15 protein-coding genes are annotated in these 17,600 nt (G+C 30.9%); 3 read left to right on the top strand and 12 right to left on the bottom strand.

Annotation, left to right across the window (positions count from 1 at the left end; genetic code table 11):
* Positions 1-5 precede the first annotated feature (5 nt).
* The 8 genes from AJN58_RS07025 to lepA form a co-directional block, all read right to left on the bottom strand.
* The gene (locus AJN58_RS07025) at positions 6-1,037 is read right to left on the bottom strand and encodes an aspartate-semialdehyde dehydrogenase (RefSeq protein WP_002880732.1); all 1,032 of its coding nucleotides are present in this window, start codon (positions 1,035-1,037) and stop codon (positions 6-8) included.
* Complete coding sequence (gene flgR / locus AJN58_RS07020; RefSeq protein ID WP_002880734.1) at positions 1,037-2,338, bottom strand: fla regulon two-component system response regulator; 1,302 nt, start codon at positions 2,336-2,338, stop codon at positions 1,037-1,039. Before flgR ends, AJN58_RS07025 begins: the two co-directional genes overlap by 1 nt.
* A 56-nt stretch (positions 2,339-2,394) precedes the next feature.
* Positions 2,395-2,844, bottom strand: coding sequence for a flagellar assembly protein FlgQ (flgQ, locus tag AJN58_RS07015; protein ID WP_002880735.1), 450 nt, complete (start codon positions 2,842-2,844; stop codon positions 2,395-2,397).
* A complete protein-coding gene (flgP, locus tag AJN58_RS07010; RefSeq protein ID WP_002852972.1) occupies positions 2,820-3,335 on the bottom strand; it encodes a flagellar assembly lipoprotein FlgP in 516 nt (171 codons plus the stop codon). Before flgP ends, flgQ begins: the two co-directional genes overlap by 25 nt.
* Before the next feature lie 66 nt (positions 3,336-3,401).
* On the bottom strand, positions 3,402-5,990 hold the full coding sequence (gyrA, locus tag AJN58_RS07005; protein WP_002880737.1) for a DNA topoisomerase (ATP-hydrolyzing) subunit A: 2,589 nt from the start codon (positions 5,988-5,990) through the stop codon (positions 3,402-3,404).
* 40 nt (positions 5,991-6,030) lie between these two features.
* Complete coding sequence (locus AJN58_RS07000; RefSeq protein ID WP_002880738.1) at positions 6,031-6,606, bottom strand: ComF family protein; 576 nt, start codon at positions 6,604-6,606, stop codon at positions 6,031-6,033.
* Positions 6,603-7,247: an outer membrane lipoprotein MapA gene (mapA, locus tag AJN58_RS06995; RefSeq protein ID WP_002880739.1), complete on the bottom strand. Its 645-nt coding sequence runs from the start codon at positions 7,245-7,247 to the stop codon at positions 6,603-6,605. Before mapA ends, AJN58_RS07000 begins: the two co-directional genes overlap by 4 nt.
* A 76-nt stretch (positions 7,248-7,323) precedes the next feature.
* Entirely contained in the window at positions 7,324-9,120 is a 1,797-nt protein-coding gene (gene lepA / locus AJN58_RS06990; RefSeq protein WP_002880740.1) for a translation elongation factor 4, read from the bottom strand.
* A 125-nt stretch (positions 9,121-9,245) separates the two neighbouring features.
* Here lepA and cmeD point away from each other — a divergent pair, with 125 nt between their 5' ends.
* The 3 genes from cmeD to cmeF are packed head-to-tail and all read left to right on the top strand — an operon-like array spanning position 9,246 to position 14,277.
* Positions 9,246-10,520, top strand: coding sequence for a multidrug efflux RND transporter outer membrane subunit CmeD (gene cmeD / locus AJN58_RS06985; RefSeq protein WP_070233088.1), 1,275 nt, complete (start codon positions 9,246-9,248; stop codon positions 10,518-10,520).
* Positions 10,517-11,257: a multidrug efflux RND transporter periplasmic adaptor subunit CmeE gene (gene cmeE / locus AJN58_RS06980; RefSeq protein ID WP_002880742.1), complete on the top strand. Its 741-nt coding sequence runs from the start codon at positions 10,517-10,519 to the stop codon at positions 11,255-11,257. Before cmeD ends, cmeE begins: the two co-directional genes overlap by 4 nt.
* 2 nt (positions 11,258-11,259) lie before the next feature.
* Positions 11,260-14,277, top strand: a complete 3,018-nt coding sequence (cmeF, locus tag AJN58_RS06975) for a multidrug efflux RND transporter permease subunit CmeF (protein WP_070233086.1) — start codon at positions 11,260-11,262, stop codon at positions 14,275-14,277.
* A gap of 23 nt (positions 14,278-14,300) precedes the next feature.
* On the opposite strand, the gene AJN58_RS06970 is transcribed toward cmeF, so the two are convergent.
* From AJN58_RS06970 to AJN58_RS06955, 4 genes are read right to left on the bottom strand one after another with little or no spacing between them, the layout of a single operon-like run.
* Entirely contained in the window at positions 14,301-15,107 is an 807-nt protein-coding gene (locus tag AJN58_RS06970; RefSeq protein ID WP_002861764.1) for an adenylosuccinate lyase, read from the bottom strand.
* Positions 15,108-15,827: an arginyltransferase gene (locus tag AJN58_RS06965; RefSeq protein WP_002870578.1), complete on the bottom strand. Its 720-nt coding sequence runs from the start codon at positions 15,825-15,827 to the stop codon at positions 15,108-15,110. It abuts the gene before it with no gap.
* Complete coding sequence (locus tag AJN58_RS06960) at positions 15,827-16,078, bottom strand: hypothetical protein (RefSeq protein WP_070247870.1); 252 nt, start codon at positions 16,076-16,078, stop codon at positions 15,827-15,829. The genes AJN58_RS06965 and AJN58_RS06960 overlap by 1 nt, the downstream gene beginning before the upstream one ends.
* Before the next feature lie 3 nt (positions 16,079-16,081).
* Positions 16,082-17,527, bottom strand: a complete 1,446-nt coding sequence (locus AJN58_RS06955; RefSeq protein WP_002856595.1) for an acetyl-CoA carboxylase subunit A — start codon at positions 17,525-17,527, stop codon at positions 16,082-16,084.
* Positions 17,528-17,600 lie beyond the last annotated feature (73 nt).

Here is a 17,600-nt window from a genome sequence, read left to right as displayed (position 1 = left end):
TTTCCTTATTTATTTTTTAATTCTAACCATTTTTGCGCAATACGCACAGCATTTGTTGCAGCACCTACACGAATTTGATCTGCCACACACCAAAGATGGAGTATTTTTTTATCATACACATCAGCGCGAATTCTTCCTACATAAGTTTCATTAGTATCACTTGTCATTAAAGGCATAGGGTATTTTTTATTTTTAGGATCATCTATGACAACAACACTTGGTGCTTTTTCTAAAATTTCTTTAGCTTTTTTTACATCTATTTCTTTTTCAAAATGCATAGTAATGGCTTCGCTATGACTTCTTAAAACAGGTACTCTTACACAAGTTGCTGAAACTTCTAAATTTTTATGTAAAATTTTTTGAGTTTCATTGACCATTTTAAGTTCTTCTTTGGTGTAATCATTATCCATAAAAACATCAATTTGTGGAATAAGATTAAGTGCTAAAGTATAAGGAAAAGTTTGAGATTTAAACTCATCAAGTTTAAAAGCAAAAAAACTTTGCATGGCTTCGACCAATTCTTGCATTCCTTCTTTTCCTGCTCCACTTGCAGCCTGATAGGTACTTACATCAACACGCTTTAAATTAAATGCATCATTTAAAGGTTTTAAAACTTGCACCATTTGTATGGTAGAACAATTTGGATTAGCAATAATCCCTGTTTTTTTCCAATCTTTAATATCCTCAGGATTGCATTCAGGAACCACCAAAGGAACATCTTTTTCCATTCTAAAATGACTTGTATTATCAATAACAACAGCACCAGATTCTGCTGCAAATTTAGCATATTTTTCACTCACACTTCCACCTGCGCTAAAAAAAGCAATATCAATAGGATTTTCTTTAAATACATTTTCAGTAAGTTCTTTGACTTTATAAGCTTTGCCTTTAAATTCTACTTCACTACCTACACTTTTTGCACTTGCTAAAGGTAAAATACTTTCCACTGGGAAATCAAGTTCATCTAAAACATTTAAAAGCTCTTCCCCAACCGCACCAGTAGCACCCACAATGGCTATTTTTTGTTTTTTTGACATTACTTATCCTTTATTTGATATTTTTTAATTTTTTCATTTAAAATTTTTATATCCATACCTAAAATTTGAGAAGCTTGATCCTTGTCATAATCTACACTTAAAAGAACTTCACAAATCAATTCTTTTTCTAAATTCTTTACATCTTTTTTTATACTTCTAGCTTCTAAGAACAAATCTTCACTTGAAATTTCATCATTTTCACTTAAAATACAAGCTCTTTGTACAACAGATATTAATTCTCTAATATTACCAGGAAAATCATATTCAAGTAAAGCATTTTTAGCTTCTTGGCTGAGCTGTTTTTCCTTAAAATCATATTCTTTACAAGTATCTTCTAAAACCTTTTGAGCTATACCCAAAACTTCTTCTTTACGCTCTCTTAAAGGCGGAATATTAATAGGAACAGTGTTTAAACGATAATATAAATCTGAACGAAATTCGCCATTTTTTATTTTTTCATCTAAATTTGCATTAGTTGCACTGATAATTCTTACATCTATTTTGATGTTTTTCGTACTTCCAAGTCGTGTGATTTCTTTTTCTTGCAAAGCTCTTAAAAGTTTGGCTTGAATTTCATAAGGCATTTCGCCAATTTCATCTAAAAACAAAGTACCCTCATTAGCCATTTCAAAAAGCCCTATTTTAGTTGCATTGGCATCAGTAAAAGCACCTTTTTCAAAACCAAAAAGCTCACTTTCAATCAAATTTGCAGGAATGGCTGCCATATTAATAGCAACAAAAGGCTTATTAGAGCGTTTAGAATGAGTGTGAATATAACGAGAAAATACCTCTTTTCCTACTCCACTCTCTCCAAAAAACATTACAGAGGCATCAGTTTTAGCCGCTTTTTGACTTAAATTTAATGTTTTTTCTAAATTAGGAGAAGTTGAAAAAAAATCTTTATTTTCTTCTTTTTTTTCATTTTTTTTGCTTTTTTTATCGGCTGTTTTTTCTCTTATGATTTTAGCACGCTTAATAGCCTCGACTAAAGTATCAACATCAAAAGGCTTGGTTAGAAAATCTTTTACTCCCAAACGAACCGCTTCTATAGCACGGTTTAAAGTAGCATTTCCTGTCATAATAATAAAATCATATTTATTTTCACAGGCTTTAACAAATTCTATGCCATCAATTCCTGGCATATTAATATCTGTAATAATCAAATCTGTATTCTCATCTATTTTTTTTAAAGCCTCAGTGGCAGATTTATAAGATTTAATATTAAATTCTTCATACTCTGCTAATGCAATTTCTAAGGATTTACGCATATTAATATCATCTTCTACTATGACTAAATTCATCCTAAACCTTTTAAAAAATTTCTGCTATAGTATCCAATTTGCGCTTAATTTTGAATTTACTTTTTTTTAAGATAATAAATTATCGCATTTTGTTCGCCAAATTCCACGGTAAAACGCAAGGGTAAAATTTTAACATAGGTTTCACTTTGAGCACGTAATAAGTCAGTATTAACAATATCCTTAACACTGATTTTAGCTCCTATAAAGCAATCACTTAACTCATCTTTATGAGAATTTAAAAAATTAAATTTAATTGTTTTTGGCATATTATCATCAATCAATCCTAAAGAAGTTCGAGGTAAAACTTTTAAATCTTGATCACTATAAGAAATTTCACATACCCATTGTTCTTCAACATTTTCACTTTGCGTCATTGCTAAGGATAAATTTCGATTTTGATGAAAGAGAATGAAATTTTTACTAGAAAGCTCTGCCCAAAAAATAAATTCATCTTGGGCAAAAAGCTTAAAGCTAAGAAAGATTAATAAGCAAACAATTCTTTCCACTTGTCTGCATCGATTTTAAGTTCTAAGTTTACTCTATAAAGCCCTTGATTAAAATTCTCATCAATAATACTTGCATTTTTAATCAAACCATTTACTTGCGCAGTAATAGTTGAACTTCTAAGCATTGCATCTTTTACAGTATCCTTACCATTCACTTTCACACCATAAAGCTTACTTGCAAGCTGTCTGTAAGCATCTGTAATCGCTGCTCTTTTTGCTAAAGCTAGGGCTTGAGCAGTAGAAACTGTATTCATCGGAGCAATCCCTTCACCAACTGCTGTAAAACTAAGTTCCGTTTCGCTAGCATCTGGAGCCAACATTTTTTCTTCTCTGATAATATCACGCACATCATCTTTATCGACTTTTTGCACGATAACATCTTGAGATGGAGCAGTGCTATTTGCACTTGAATTTTTAGTTGCACTGTTTGCACTTGGTACACAACCAGCGAAAATTCCTGCTATTGCTAGCATAAAATAAATTTTTTTCATTTTTACACCTTCAAAATATTGTAATTAGTAAAATAAAAAGCAATAAGCGTTCCAACTTTAAACTTATTACAAATCTAAACCAAAGTTTTCATCGCTTAACTCATCCTCATCATTTTCCTCTTTAGGACACTTAGCGATGCTAACCACCTCGTCATTTTCCACGTTAACAACGATGACGCCACTTGTGTTACGCCCTGCTTTTCTAATACTTTGCATATCAACACGTATCATCTTGCCTGAACTTGTAAGAGCCATCAAATCCATAGTTTCATCTACTATAACTACGCTAATAAGATCTTTAGTTTTTTCTGTAAGTTTCATGCAAATTACACCCTTACCACCTCTGCTTTGTAATCTATATTCTCCAGCATTGGTGCGTTTTCCTATACCTTTTGCGCTTATGCTTAAAATTTCTTGCTCATCATTTTCTACAACAACTGCACCTACTAATTCGTCATTTTTCTCTTTAAACTTAATAGCCGTCACCCCACGACTTACACGGCCGATTTCACGCACTTTGGCAAGTGGGAATTTGATACACATACCTTTTTTGGTTACTGCAAAGAGCATTTTACCTTGTGTGTTTATACTTTCTTCATTTTCAAAATTTTCATCATCTAAATTTTCAATTTCTTGATTTTCTAAATTTTCTTCACCACCACTGGTAAAAATTTCATTTTCATCTCTTTGAACAATAATAGCAGTTACCAACTCATCATTTTCATCCAAGTTGATCGCTCTAACTCCTACACTTCTGATATTTTGATATTCACTCAAATTTGTACGCTTTACAATACCATTTTTAGTAAAGAAACATAAAGATTTACTCTCATCAAAATCCGTGGTTGGAATAATAGCCATGATTTTTTCTTCAGCTTGTAAATTGATAAGATTTACCACTGCTTTTCCTTTAGCCGTTCTTGAGCCTTCAGGAATTTTATAAACTTTAAGCCAATAAAGCTGTCCACGATCTGTTACAAACATAAGCGTATCATGTGTATTTGCCGTAAAGAAACTTTCTATAAAATCATCATCATAAGTCGTAACGGCTAATTTTCCTTTTCCGCCTCGTTTTTGCTTTTCATATTGTTTACTAGGCACACGCTTAATATAACCGCGATGCGTAATAGTTACAACCATATTTTCATTAGGAATCAAATCTTCAATATCAATATCATCATAATCATCTTCAATTTGAGTAATACGTGGCACATCAAATTTACTTCTAATTTCTTTTAATTCATCGCGAATTAAATTTTCAAGCAAGGTTTCACTTTTTAAAATTTCTTCAAGTCTTGCAATTTCTTTCATTAATTCTGCAAGTTCATTTTCGATTTTTTCTCTTTCAAGTCCTGTTAAACGACCCAGTTTCATATCTAAAATAGCATTGGCTTGAAGCTCACTAAGACCAAATTTAGCTACCAAAGAATCTCTTGCGGTATTATTATCAGAACTGTTTTTAATTAAAGCAATCACTTCATCTATATTATCAAGTGCAATTTTAAGACCTTCTAAAATATGAGCTCTTGCTCTTGCCTTTTGAAGTTCAAAAATCGTTCTTCTAATAATAACTGTTTTTCTATGGGTTAAGAAAAGATTTAAAAGTTCTAACAAAGAGAAAATTTTAGGTTCTTTATTGTGAATTGCCAACATAATCACACCAAAAGTACTTTCCATAGTGGTAGATTTAAATAGATTATTTAAAACAATTTCACTCATAGCCTCACGTTTAAGCTCTATAACAACGCGGATTCCTTCTTTATTACTCTCATCTCTTACTTCAGATATTCCTTCAATTTGCTTTTCTTTAACAAGCTCTGCAATCTGCTCTATAAGTCTAGCTTTATTGGTTTGATAAGGAAGCTCATCTATAACAATAACATCTTTATTTGTCTTTTTTTCAATATGAGTTTTAGCGCGCACTTTCACGCGACCACGCCCTGTGCGATAAGCTTCTATAATACCTTTTTTACCATAAATTATTCCACCTGTTGGAAAATCTGGACCTTTGATAAACTGCATAATCTCTTCTAAGCTTGCATCTTTATTATCAAGCAAATATAAAATTCCATCTATCAACTCATTTAAACTATGAGGTGGGATGTTTGTCGCCATACCTACAGCTATACCACTTGAACCATTTAGTAATAAATTTGGAACCCTAGAAGGTAAAACATCAGGTTCACTTTCTGAACCATCATAATTTGGAACAAAATCGACCGTATCTTTATCTATATCTTTTAAAAGTTCATGAGAAAGTTTGCTCATTTTTGCTTCAGTATAACGCATCGCAGCAGCGCTATCGCCATCTATAGATCCAAAGTTGCCTTGTCCTGTAATACTTGGATATCTCATAGAAAAATCTTGAGCCATTCTAACCAAAGCATCATAAACTGCTGTATCTCCATGTGGGTGATAACGACCTATAACAGCACCCACTATACGGGCTGATTTGACAAAATCTGTCCTACTTTTTGCCTCGTCATTTTGCATAGCATATAAAATTCTTCTATGAACAGGCTTTAAACCATCTCTTGCGTCAGGCAAAGCACGACCTATAATAACACTCATAGAATAGTCTAAATAACTACTTTTTATAGAATTTTCTATATCTACAAGTTCAATATCAGAATCTTTGCTAAAAATATTCTCCATAAAAATCCTTCTATTAGTTCAAAGTTTTGATTATAGCATATTAAACTTTTGCATCAGCTAAAACAAGAGCAAAAAGTACAGAAATTTTATTTTCTTCTAAAACTTTTTTAGCTTCCAAAAGGCTAGAACCAGTCGTTACAATATCATCTACTAAAATTACAGGTTCGTGAATGGTTTTTAAGAGTTTGTAATTTCTTTTATGTTTTTGACGAAATTCTAAACTTTTTCCAGAATATTTAATATGATTTTGTGCTTTTAAAATATTAAAAACAGGTTTTACAAATTTTGTTTTAAGATATCTAGCTAAAATAGCAGAATGTGAATAAAGCATATCTTCAACCTTATCATCTAAAGCTATAACATTAATTGTCATTCTAGGATCAAAAAAATCTTTAAATTTTGCAAAACTTAATTTAGCAAGCATTTTATAAACGAAATAACCATAAAAATAATGTTTAGAGTGAAGCAAGTGTTGTATCTCATGGTATTTATAAAAAGAATAGACTTTGAAATTATTATCAAGCTTTCTTACATTTAAGGAAAATTCAGAAAGCTCTAGCTCACATAAATCACAAAAGCAAAGCAGAGCAAAAGCTCCGCAATTTATACACCTCAAAGTTCAGAGATTAAACTAGCTGCTTTATTTGCCATTTGTTTTATTAACAAATGAGTATAAAAAGTTGTTTCTTTTAGATCATCGAAACCTTGTACATCTTGCTTGGTGCGGATTGTAAATTTCTTATTTTTGTTTATATCGCTAACTTGTAAAACTCCTACTAGTTTTGAATGTAATCCTGTAGTATCTTGAGTTGCTCCATAAGATATAAATTCTAAATCAATCTTACTCACATAAGGTGAATTTTGATCGTTATTGTCAAGCACAACTATTCCTCTAGCTTCAAGTTCTTGTTTTAAATAAGTATAAAATACCGCATTAAAATTCACATCAACAAATAACTTTTTCCCTTTAGCATTTAAAACTTTTTGTCCTTCTTTTAAATCATAAAATCTATGCAAATAAACCTTTTTTAAAGCAATACCAGTGTCTAAAGTGCGTTTATTGGCACAACATTGAATTCCAACATCGCTAATGTATAAAAGTCCTTTAATCTTTGCTTCAAAGCCATCAGGACTTTCGCAAGAACTGCATTGAGAATTTCTAGAAATTTGATTAACTTGAGCAAAAGTATCTTGTTTAGTTGCACAAGCACTCAAAAATAAAATAGGCGCTATAAAAATCAAAAATTTTTTAAACATTTTTTCTCCTTAGAAAATTATTTTAAAATTGTATTAAAAATACAAGCAAATTTCAAGCCAAGTTTTAAATTTATCATCAATCTATCTTTAAAACACTCAAAAAAGCTTCTTGAGGTAAATTTACCTTACCTATAGCTTTCATTCTTTTTTTACCTTCTTTTTGCTTTTCTAAAAGCTTTCTTTTTCTAGTAATATCCCCACCATAGCATTTTGCTGTCACATTTTTACCCATGGATTTAACAGTCTCCCTTGCGATGATTTTATTTCCAATACTTGCTTGAATGGCCACTTCAAAAAGCTGTCTAGGAACTATTTCTTTCATAGCGCTAACAAGCTCTCTTCCTTTACCTTGTGCTTTCTCATTAGGCACGATAATGCTTAGCGCATCAACATTTTCACCCGCCACTTTAATATCAAGTTTTACCAAATCCCCTACTCTAAATTCTATAGGTTCATAATCAAAACTCGCATAGCCTTTTGTTAAGGACTTTAATTTATCATAAAAATCCATCACAATCTCATTTAAAGGTACATCATATTCTAGCAAAACACGCTCAGGTGTGATATAGTCCATTTTAACCTGCACTCCTCTTTTGCGATTTAAAAGAGTGATTAAATTCCCTAAAAATTCACTTGGAGTAATGATAGTGGCTTTAACATAAGGCTCTTTTATATGATCGATTTTATTAACAGGAGGAAGCTCGCTAGGATTTTGAATTTTAACAAGTTCTCCATCGGTTTGATAAATTTCATAAGTCACAGTTGGAGCTGTAGCAATTAAATCAAGATTAAATTCTCTTTCAAGTCTTTCTTTGATCACTTCCATGTGTAAAAGTCCTAAAAACCCTACCCTAAAACCAAAGCCTAAAGCCAAAGAAGTTTCAGGCTCATAGGTAATAGAACTATCGTTAAGTTTTAGCTTATCTAAAGCATCTCTTAAATCTTCAAATTTATCCGTTTCTATAGGATAAAGTCCTGCAAAGACAAAAGCTTTAGCCTTTTCAAAACCGCCTATGGCTTCTTTAGCCTTGTTTTTTACTAAAGTAATAGTATCGCCTACTTGTACATCACCTACAGTTTTAAGCCCTAAAACCACCACGCCTACTTCACCTGATTGTAAAGATTGAGTTTTAATTGGGCTTAAAGGATGAGGATAAAAAAGATCTTGAACTATATGTTTTTTATCCGTACTCATGACTAAAACTTCATCATTTTTAGCAATACTTCCTTCATAAATCCTAACTAAAGCCAAAGCACCCAAATAATTATCAAACCAAGAATCATAAATTAAAGCCTTAGTAGGAGCTTCATCATCTGTTTTTGGTGCAGGGATTTTAGTAATAATTGTTTCTATAAGCTCTTTTATACCCACTCCTGTTTTTGCACTCACGCAAATGGCGTCTTTACAATCTATACCTATAATATGCTCGATTTCATGCTTGACTTTTTCAATATCAGCATTAGGCAAATCGATTTTATTAATCACAGGAATGATTTCAAGATTATTTTCAAGCGCTATATAAACATTAGCTATAGTCTGTGCTTCAACACCTTGAGAAGCATCTACTACAAGTAAAGCCCCTTCACAACTTGCCAAAGAACGACTCACTTCATAAGAAAAATCCACATGGCCAGGAGTATCAATAAGATTTAAAACAAAATTTTCGTTATTAAATTTATAATTTAAACGCACCGATTGTGCTTTTATAGTGATACCACGCTCTTTTTCTATATCCATAGTATCCATAACTTGTGAACTCATCTGCCTATCACTAATAGCGCCACACTCGCTAATAATCCTATCTGCAAGAGTAGATTTTCCATGATCTATATGAGCTATAATAGAAAAATTTCTAATATTTTTTACCGACAAAATTTCATCCTAAATATAAAATTTTAAAGCTAGGATTTTAACAAAATTTATGTTTAAAACAAATAAATTTTATTTTATATAAAAAACTTCAATTGAAATTTATATAAAGCATACTAAAATATCAAATGTTTGAAAAATATTTAAAATCAGCTATGTTTTTAGCTCTTTATCCCTTAGCAATGTTAGCTTCTAATTTGCACGAATTTATAGCACTAAGTCAAAATAACGAATCCTATCTCATTAAACAAATGCAAAGCGAACAAGCAAATTTGGACAAAGAACAAGCTTTTAGAAATTACCTACCCTCTCTTGGTCTAAACTCAGCTTATGTAGCCAACAATAAAGATCGCTTCATTATCGATCCACAAGAAAGTTTATTTGCTAAAGTTTCTCTTAATTTTTTGCTTTTTGATGGGGGTTCTAGAGAGGCCAATTTAAGGGCTTTAGAAAGCAAAGAAAAATTAAGCCTTTTAGACAAAGAACAAAGCAAAAATTACCTTGCCTTAAATGCAATCACACTTTATTTTAACACCCTAAGTCTTGAAAAAATTTTACTAGCCAATCAACAAAAAGTAGCTTTTTTAAAATCAACTTTTGAAAGATTGCAAAAATTTTACGATGCAGGACTTAGCCCTAAACATGAACTTGAAAGCATTAAAGCCAAATATCATTTAAGCTTATTAGAGCTCAGTCAAAATGAATTAAAACTTGCCAATATACAAAAAGAGATTAAAATTTTAAGCGATACAGATTTTAAAGTGCAAGGGAATGCTTTTTTAGAAAATCCGCAACAAGAAAAAAGTCAAAACTATGAAGTAATGATAGCTAAAGAACAAATCAATCTTGCTAAAGAAAGTGTAAATTTAGCAAAAGCTGAATATTTTCCAAAATTTTATATTCAAGATAATTTTAACTTTTATAAAAACAATTATAATCCAAAAGTTCCGGCTCCTTTTGCAAATTTAGCGGATCAATTCTTAGAAAAATATTCTCAAGGTAATCAGTTTATTTTAGGTATGGAATGGAAAATTTTTGATTTCAATGCAAGGGCTAAAGAAGTTGAAAAAGAGCGTTTAAACGTTCAAATAGCCAATGCAAACGCAAGGTTTAGTGAGAGAAAAAATAAAGAAGAATTAAATTATTTAGACAAAAGTTTAAAAGTTTTACAAGAACAAATTTTAGCTCTTAATCTTAGCTTAAATGCTGCAAATTTAGCTTTTGAAAGTGTAGATAAAAAATACCAAGCAGGACTTGTTTCTTATGTGGAATATCTTCAAGCTTTAGAGGCTAAATTTAAAGCACAAAGCGATTTAGAGCTTGCTAAAAATGAATTTGAAATTACTAAAGCAAATTATTATTTTAATGCAGGTATAGATCTTAATTCAAAGGTTAAAGAATGAAAAAAATTCTATTTTTACTTCTTGCTTTTAATTGCGCCTTTGGCGAAGAAATTTATGCAAGTTTCAATGTAGAAGCATCAAAACAAAGTAAACTTGCCCTTGAAAGCATAGGTTTAGTTCAAAAAATTCCTGTAGAAATTGGACAAAAAGTCAGCAAAGGAGAACTTTTACTTGCTCTTGATCAAGAAAGTGAAAAAATAGCTCTTCAAAATGCCCAAAATTCTTATCAACTTGCTCTTGTAGAATACGAAAATACCAAAAGCAAAATGCAAAAAATCAAAGCTGTAGAAAATGTTATAGACAAACAAAGCTATGAAGATATGAAAGCTAAGTTTGATGCAGCTAATTTAAATTTAAACAAAGCAAAAATCAATATAGCTTATTATAAAAATATCATGACAAAAAAAGAATTGCGCGCACCTTATGATGCTATTATCGCAAATAAATTTATACAAGTGGGTGAAGGAGTAGGAGGAGTAGCTCAACCTTTAATAGAAATTTTTTCCTATCCACAAAGCAAACTGATTTTAAGTTTTGATGAAAAATACAAAGATAAAGTTAAATTAGGCGATGATTTCTTTTACAAAATCGATCAAAATGGTGCAGAATTGAAAGGAAAAATCAGCCTTATCTATCCAAGTATAGAAGTAAAAACAAGAAAAATTTATGCTGAAGTGCAAACTACAAATTTAACACCAGGGCTTTTTGGCGAAGGTAGAATCATCACTAAAGATTAAAAATGTTTAAACTAGCTATAAACCGACCAATTACTGTGCTAATGTTTTTCTTAGCTCTTATGATTTTTGGGCTAATCTCTGCTTTTAGCATGAGTGTAAATTTATTTCCTAATGTTTCCATACCTCTTATAAAGATTACAAGCAAGGTAAATGGGGATTTAAATTTCGTAGAATCAAAAATCACTAAAGAAATAGAAAATGCTCTAAGTGAGATTGATGGAGTAAAGACCATAACCTCAGCTGCGTATGATAATTTTAGTGTGAGTGTAGTCGAGTTTAAACTAGGTAAAAATCTTGAAGTAGCTGCTAATGATGTGCGTGATAAAATAGGAACTTTAAGCCTACCTTCTAAGCCTGAAATTGAAAAAATCAGCTCAGATTCTGGTTCTGCTATTTCGCTTTTTTTATATTCTAAAGATAAATTACAACTCATGCGCGAAATCAATGATAAAATAAAACCTTTTTTGCAAAGAGTTAAAGGAGTAGGTAAAATCGAAGCTAAGGGTTTTTTAGAACCCCAAATTCGCATAGAATTAAAACCAAATGAACTTAGAAAATACAATCTTAACGCCCTTGATGTAGCAAATATCATCAAAAGTCAAAATTTTAAACAAGCCCTAGGCGAACTTAATAACAATCGAGATAACTATATCATCAAAGGCTATTTTGAAGCCACAAATTTAGAAGAACTTAGCAATCTTCGCATAAAAACAGGAGTATTTTTAAGCGATATTGCTAATATTTCAAGCCTTTATGAAGATGAAAAACAAAGTGCTTTATACGAAGGTAAAGAAGGGGTGCTTTTAGAACTCGGAAAAATCACAAATTATAACACCCTTGAAATGATTAAAAATGTCAAAAATGCCTTGCCTATTTTAGAAAAACAAATTCCAAAAGATATAAGCATTAATGTGCTTTACGATAAAAGCTTAAATATCCACAAGCATCTTTCTCAAGTGATTTTTGATATGGTTTTGGGGATTTTTCTAACCCTTGTAATTGTATTTTTATTTTTAAGAAATTTAAGTGCAACTCTCATTGCTTGCATAGCTATACCTACTTCTATCATTTCAACTTTTTTTATTATCGATCTTTTAGGCTATGATTTAAACCGCTTAACTTTCATAGCTTTAACCTTAAGCATAGGAATTTTTATCGATGATGCTATAGTAGTGATTGAAAATATTGCTAAAAAACTAAAAACTTATCCGCCTTTACAAGCTGCTTTTTTAGGTATCAACGAAATAGGTTTTAGCGTTTTAAGCATCAGTATAGTTTTACTTTGTGTTTTTATCCCTATTTCTTATATGAACTCTATACCAGGGCTTTTTTTCAATGCCTTAGGCATAAGCGTTGCAAGTGGGATAGTGATAAGCTTTTTGGTTTCTGTATTTTTAATACCTAGTATTGGAGCAAGATTTTTAAATCCAAAAGAAAGTAAGTTTTATGAAAAAACAGAAGTTTTTTTTGAAAAAATAGAGCAAAAGTATGAAAATTTACTCTATAAAATTTTACAAAATAAAGCAAAATTTATCCTAGCCACTCTTGTTTTTGTAGGGCTTTCTTTTGCTTTAGCTACCCGTATAGGACTTGATTTTTTACCTATGGAAGATGATAGCGAAATTCAAGTTTTACTTGAAAGCAAAAAGGATTTAAGTTTAGAAGCCATGAAAGAAAAAAGTTTAAATTTGCTTGAAAAAATCAAAAATGATAGCAATGTCAAATACGCTTTTTTACTTGTAGGCTATGATGATGCCAAAGATGCTACAAAGGCTAAAATTTATGTTAAACTTAAAAATTTAGACGAAAGAAATTTAAGACAAAGTGCTATAGTAAGTTTATATCGTCAAAAATTTCAAGATGAAAGTTTAAAAATCAAAATTTTAGAACTTCCAAAGATAGAGGGTGCAGGCATTGATGATCCCGTGCAGTTTTTAATCTTAGGAGATGATTTAAACACTCTAAAAGAAGCTGCTTCTCGAGCAAAAGAAATTTTAGGCACTAATGCACGCATTGTAGATATAAGCGACAATGCTAATGCTACAAAAGATGAAGTAGCCTTACACATCAACAAAGAAAAAGCTAAACTTTTAGATGTCAATCCTGAATATATCGCTGGGGTTTTAGGGTATTCTTTTTCGCAACTTAGCGTAGGAAGTATGGATAGAGGCAATTCAAAAGATGATATTATCCTAAGTTTTGCTCCAGAATTTAAAAAAGACATAGAAGCTTTAAAACGCATTAGTATTAAAAACAACCAAGGTGTAAATTTAGAACTTTCAAGCGTGGTGGATTTTATATACAGTAAGGATTTAAAAACTATCAATCGTTACAATAAAAACCGCTCTGTGAAAATCACAGCTGGAGTAAATGATCTTTCCTTAGGAGCGGTGCAAAAACTTTTACTAGATAATATGGATAAAATTTTAAATAATAATGCAAGTCTTAGCTATGCTTTTTCAGGCTTTATCAATCTTTTAGGTGAAACCGTGCAAGGTTTTGCTATGGCAGTAGTACTTGCTTTTGTTTTAATTTATCTTGTTTTAGCCGCACTTTATGAAAGTTTTATTCTGCCTTTAATCATCATGATAACCATGCCTTTAGCCTTTGGCGGAGCTTCTATAGGGCTTTTTATCACGGGGCATAATTTTTCGCTTTTTGTACTTATTGCCATCATCTTACTTTTTGGTATGGTGGGGAAAAATGCTATTTTGCTTGTGGATGTAGCTAATAAAAAATGTCATGAAGGTTTAGATCCCGATAAAGCTCTTTTAATCGCTGGAAAATCACGCTTAAGGGCTATATTGATGACAACTTTTGCTATGATTTTTGCTATGCTCCCACTCGCTCTTTCAAGGGGTGCGGGCTATGAAGCTAATTCTCCTATGGCAATAGCCATTATCTTTGGGCTTATAAGTTCGACTTTGCTTACCTTACTCGTAGTACCTGCACTTTTTAAATTTTGTTTTAAACTAGATAACAAATTAAGAAAAATTTATGAGAGAGAAAAATTAAATTAACCAAAATGATTAATTTAATTTTTTTAAGTATTATTCTTATAAAGTGCTTTTAAGTTATCATAGGCGATTTGTATTTTTTCAAACTGTTCTCTTGCGTAAGCTTTTTCTATTGCACTTTTTCCTTGATGAAAATCAGGATGATAAAGTTTTACCAAAATCAAATATTTTTGTCTGATTTCACTAAGATCATTTTGCGGAGTACATTCTAAAGTATTAAAATAATTACTAAAAAGCTTAGCTAAAGCATTAAATTTCCATTTCATATTTTCTTTATTGTGAATATTTTGGCGAAATTTTTTATACTCTTCTCGGTCAACTTCAAAATTCACGCAATATTTTAAATGCTCGCTCTCATCTGCAAAAGCTTCAAAAAGTTCAAGAGTATTCTCGTTTTTATATTCTAAAATTAGAATATTTGTCATTTCATTATATTCTATATTATGATCTTGAAAATAATTTCTTATATAGGTAACAAATAATTTTTCATTAGAGCTTAACTTCATCAAAATTCTACCCGCAGCAAAATCAATCTTGATAAACAACATAGGCTTAAGCATATTATTTTGCTCAAAATTTAATCTAAAAGTTTTAAAATGAGCATCTTGTAAATTCTCTATACCTTCATTTGTACTTTTGCGATATTTTTGATCTAAAACTTTTAAGAAATAACGACGCTGTGGAATTTCATTTTCTTCAAAAAAAGAAAAAATTTTATTTTTTCGTCCTATGACCTTTGTGAAATTTTTGGTAATCAAGTCTTTAAAATACTGAAATACGCTAATATCATCTGTATTAACATTGATAGTTTCTAAAGTTTGCACGATTTGCATCTATTTCTCCCATAAAACCTCATTTTCAAAAAGCTCTTTAGTGCCTTTTAAAATTTCATTGGGTGTATAATCGGCTTTATAAGATAAAGATTGACACTTTTTTACAAAATACCCAAGATAAATATAATCTAAGTTCATTTTTTTAGCTATTTGTATTTCATTGAGCAAAGAAAATTTACCCAAAGAAAAATACGAAAAATCAGGATCATAAAAACAATAAATGCTTGAAATTCCATCCTCTAAAATATCAATCAAATCAACACAAACGAGCTTATCTTCTATATAAAATGCAAGCTCATATCCAAAATTCATAAAACCATCGACATAAAGATTATAATACTGCTTAAAGCTTAAATCATAACGCTTCCAGTTCTTTTTTTCTTCCATAAAACGATGGTATTTATCATATAAAAACAAATGTTCATTGCTTAAATTGGGTGTTCTAAGCATAACTTTGGTGTTAATATTTTTATTTATAACCCTTCTTTCACTTTTTGAAAAATTATATTCATTAACTAAAATTCTAAGACTTAAACATTCATCACAATCTTTACAAATAGGGCGTGAAAAATACCTACCAAAACGACGCCAACCTCGTTTTATTAGCCCATTATTGATTTCTTTAGGGCAATTTTCAATGTATTTATACTCTATTCTTGATCGTTTATCTTTTAAGTAAGGACACTGATCTTCAAGAGTACAAAAACCAATCTCAAGCATTAAATTTTCTTAATATCTGCATTTTTGATAAATCCGGAAAATTCATCCTGTAGTTTTTCTTGCTTTAAGAAAATTTCTTGCATTTCCTTATCTATGTTTGCTTCTTGATTTTTTTCGCGAATATCTTTAGCTAGTTTTTCTAAATTTTTTACACTTGCACCACTCTTGCTTGATTTCTTCGCTAATTTTGGAGTATTGGCGTTAGCTTGCATTTCTTTTTTAATACTTTTAAGACTGTCTAAAAAATCCATCTATTATTCTCTACTTTCTCGTATTTTTTTAAGCGTAGCAGCTATTGCAGCTATAACTTCTTCTTTGTTTTCTTGATGACGATCTTCTGTTTTTTCTAATAATTCTTGCATATGTGTTTCTATGAAAGAGGTGTCTAAATACCCTCTTCTAAATTCTCTTGTTTTTGTAATGGCAATTAAAAATGGTATCGTTGTTCTAATATCATCAATCACAAATTCCTTCAAAGCACGCTCAAGTTTATTAACCGCTAAATCATAACTGGTTGCTTTAATAATAAGCTTTGCAAGCATGGAATCATAATAAGGCGGCACAGTATAGTCTTTATAAATATGACTATCAACCCTAACAGATGGTCCAAGAGCTGGGTAGTATTCTCCTATTTTTCCAGGACTTGGAATAAAATTTTTCCATACATTTTCAGCAGTAATTCTAGCTTCAATAGCAAAACCCCTAGGTTTAATATCGCTTTGTTCTAAGTCCAAAATTTCTCCTGCTGCAATACGAATTTGTCTTACAATAAGGTCAATACCTGTAATTTCTTCAGTAATTGGATGTTCAACTTGAATTCTTGTATTCATTTCCATAAAATAAAAGCGATTATAATCATCAAGCAAAAACTCTATAGTTCCAGCATTTGTATAACCTACAGCCTTAGCAGCTGCCACAGCTGTAACACCCATGGTTTTTCTAAGATTATCTGAAATTCCAGGGCAAGGTGCTATCTCAATTACCTTTTGATGTCTTCTTTGGATAGAGCAATCCCTTTCACAAAGATGGATAATATTTCCGTAGTTATCTCCTAAAATTTGAAATTCTATATGCCTAGGATTAACTACATATTTTTCCATAAATACTTCATCATTATTAAAGTATGTTAAAGCTTCTCTTTTGCAAGATTCAAAAGCATTTTCAAGATCTTGTTCTTTATGAACAACGCGAATTCCGCGTCCACCTCCACCACCTGAAGCTTTTAAAATAACAGGATAACCAATCTTCTCAGCAAAAATTTTAATTTCTTCCATGCTATAGGAATTTAATTTTTCAGTCCCTGGAACAATAGGTATACCATTTTTAGCCATTAACTTACGAGCGATATTCTTATTTCCCATCTTATGAATTACTTCAGATTTTGGACCTATAAAAATAATTCCAGCATCTTCACAAGCCTTAGCAAATTCGTAATTCTCACTTAAAAATCCATAACCAGGATGGATTGCATCAGCACCACAAGCCTTAGCAATCTCGACAATACGAGCAACATCTAAATATCCTCTTATAGCATCCGTTCCTATGCGATATGCCTCATCTGCGATTTTTACATGCAAACATTCACGATCAGGCTCTGTAAAAACTGCAACACTTTTAATATGTAAATCTCTACAAGCACGGATTACTCTAACAGCTATTTCAGCTCTATTTGCTATGAGAATTTTATGGATTTGATTCATAATTTGCCTTTTTTGTTATATTTTTATTGTTAATTTTAGCAAATTTTCCTTACAAAAACTTAGCAAAAAATTT

It is taken from the genome of Campylobacter sp. BCW_4321 (assembly GCF_001763075.1).
In the GTDB taxonomy this organism is placed as follows: domain Bacteria; phylum Campylobacterota; class Campylobacteria; order Campylobacterales; family Campylobacteraceae; genus Campylobacter_D; species Campylobacter_D jejuni.
This window is presented reverse-complemented; position numbering and strand designations above follow the sequence as displayed.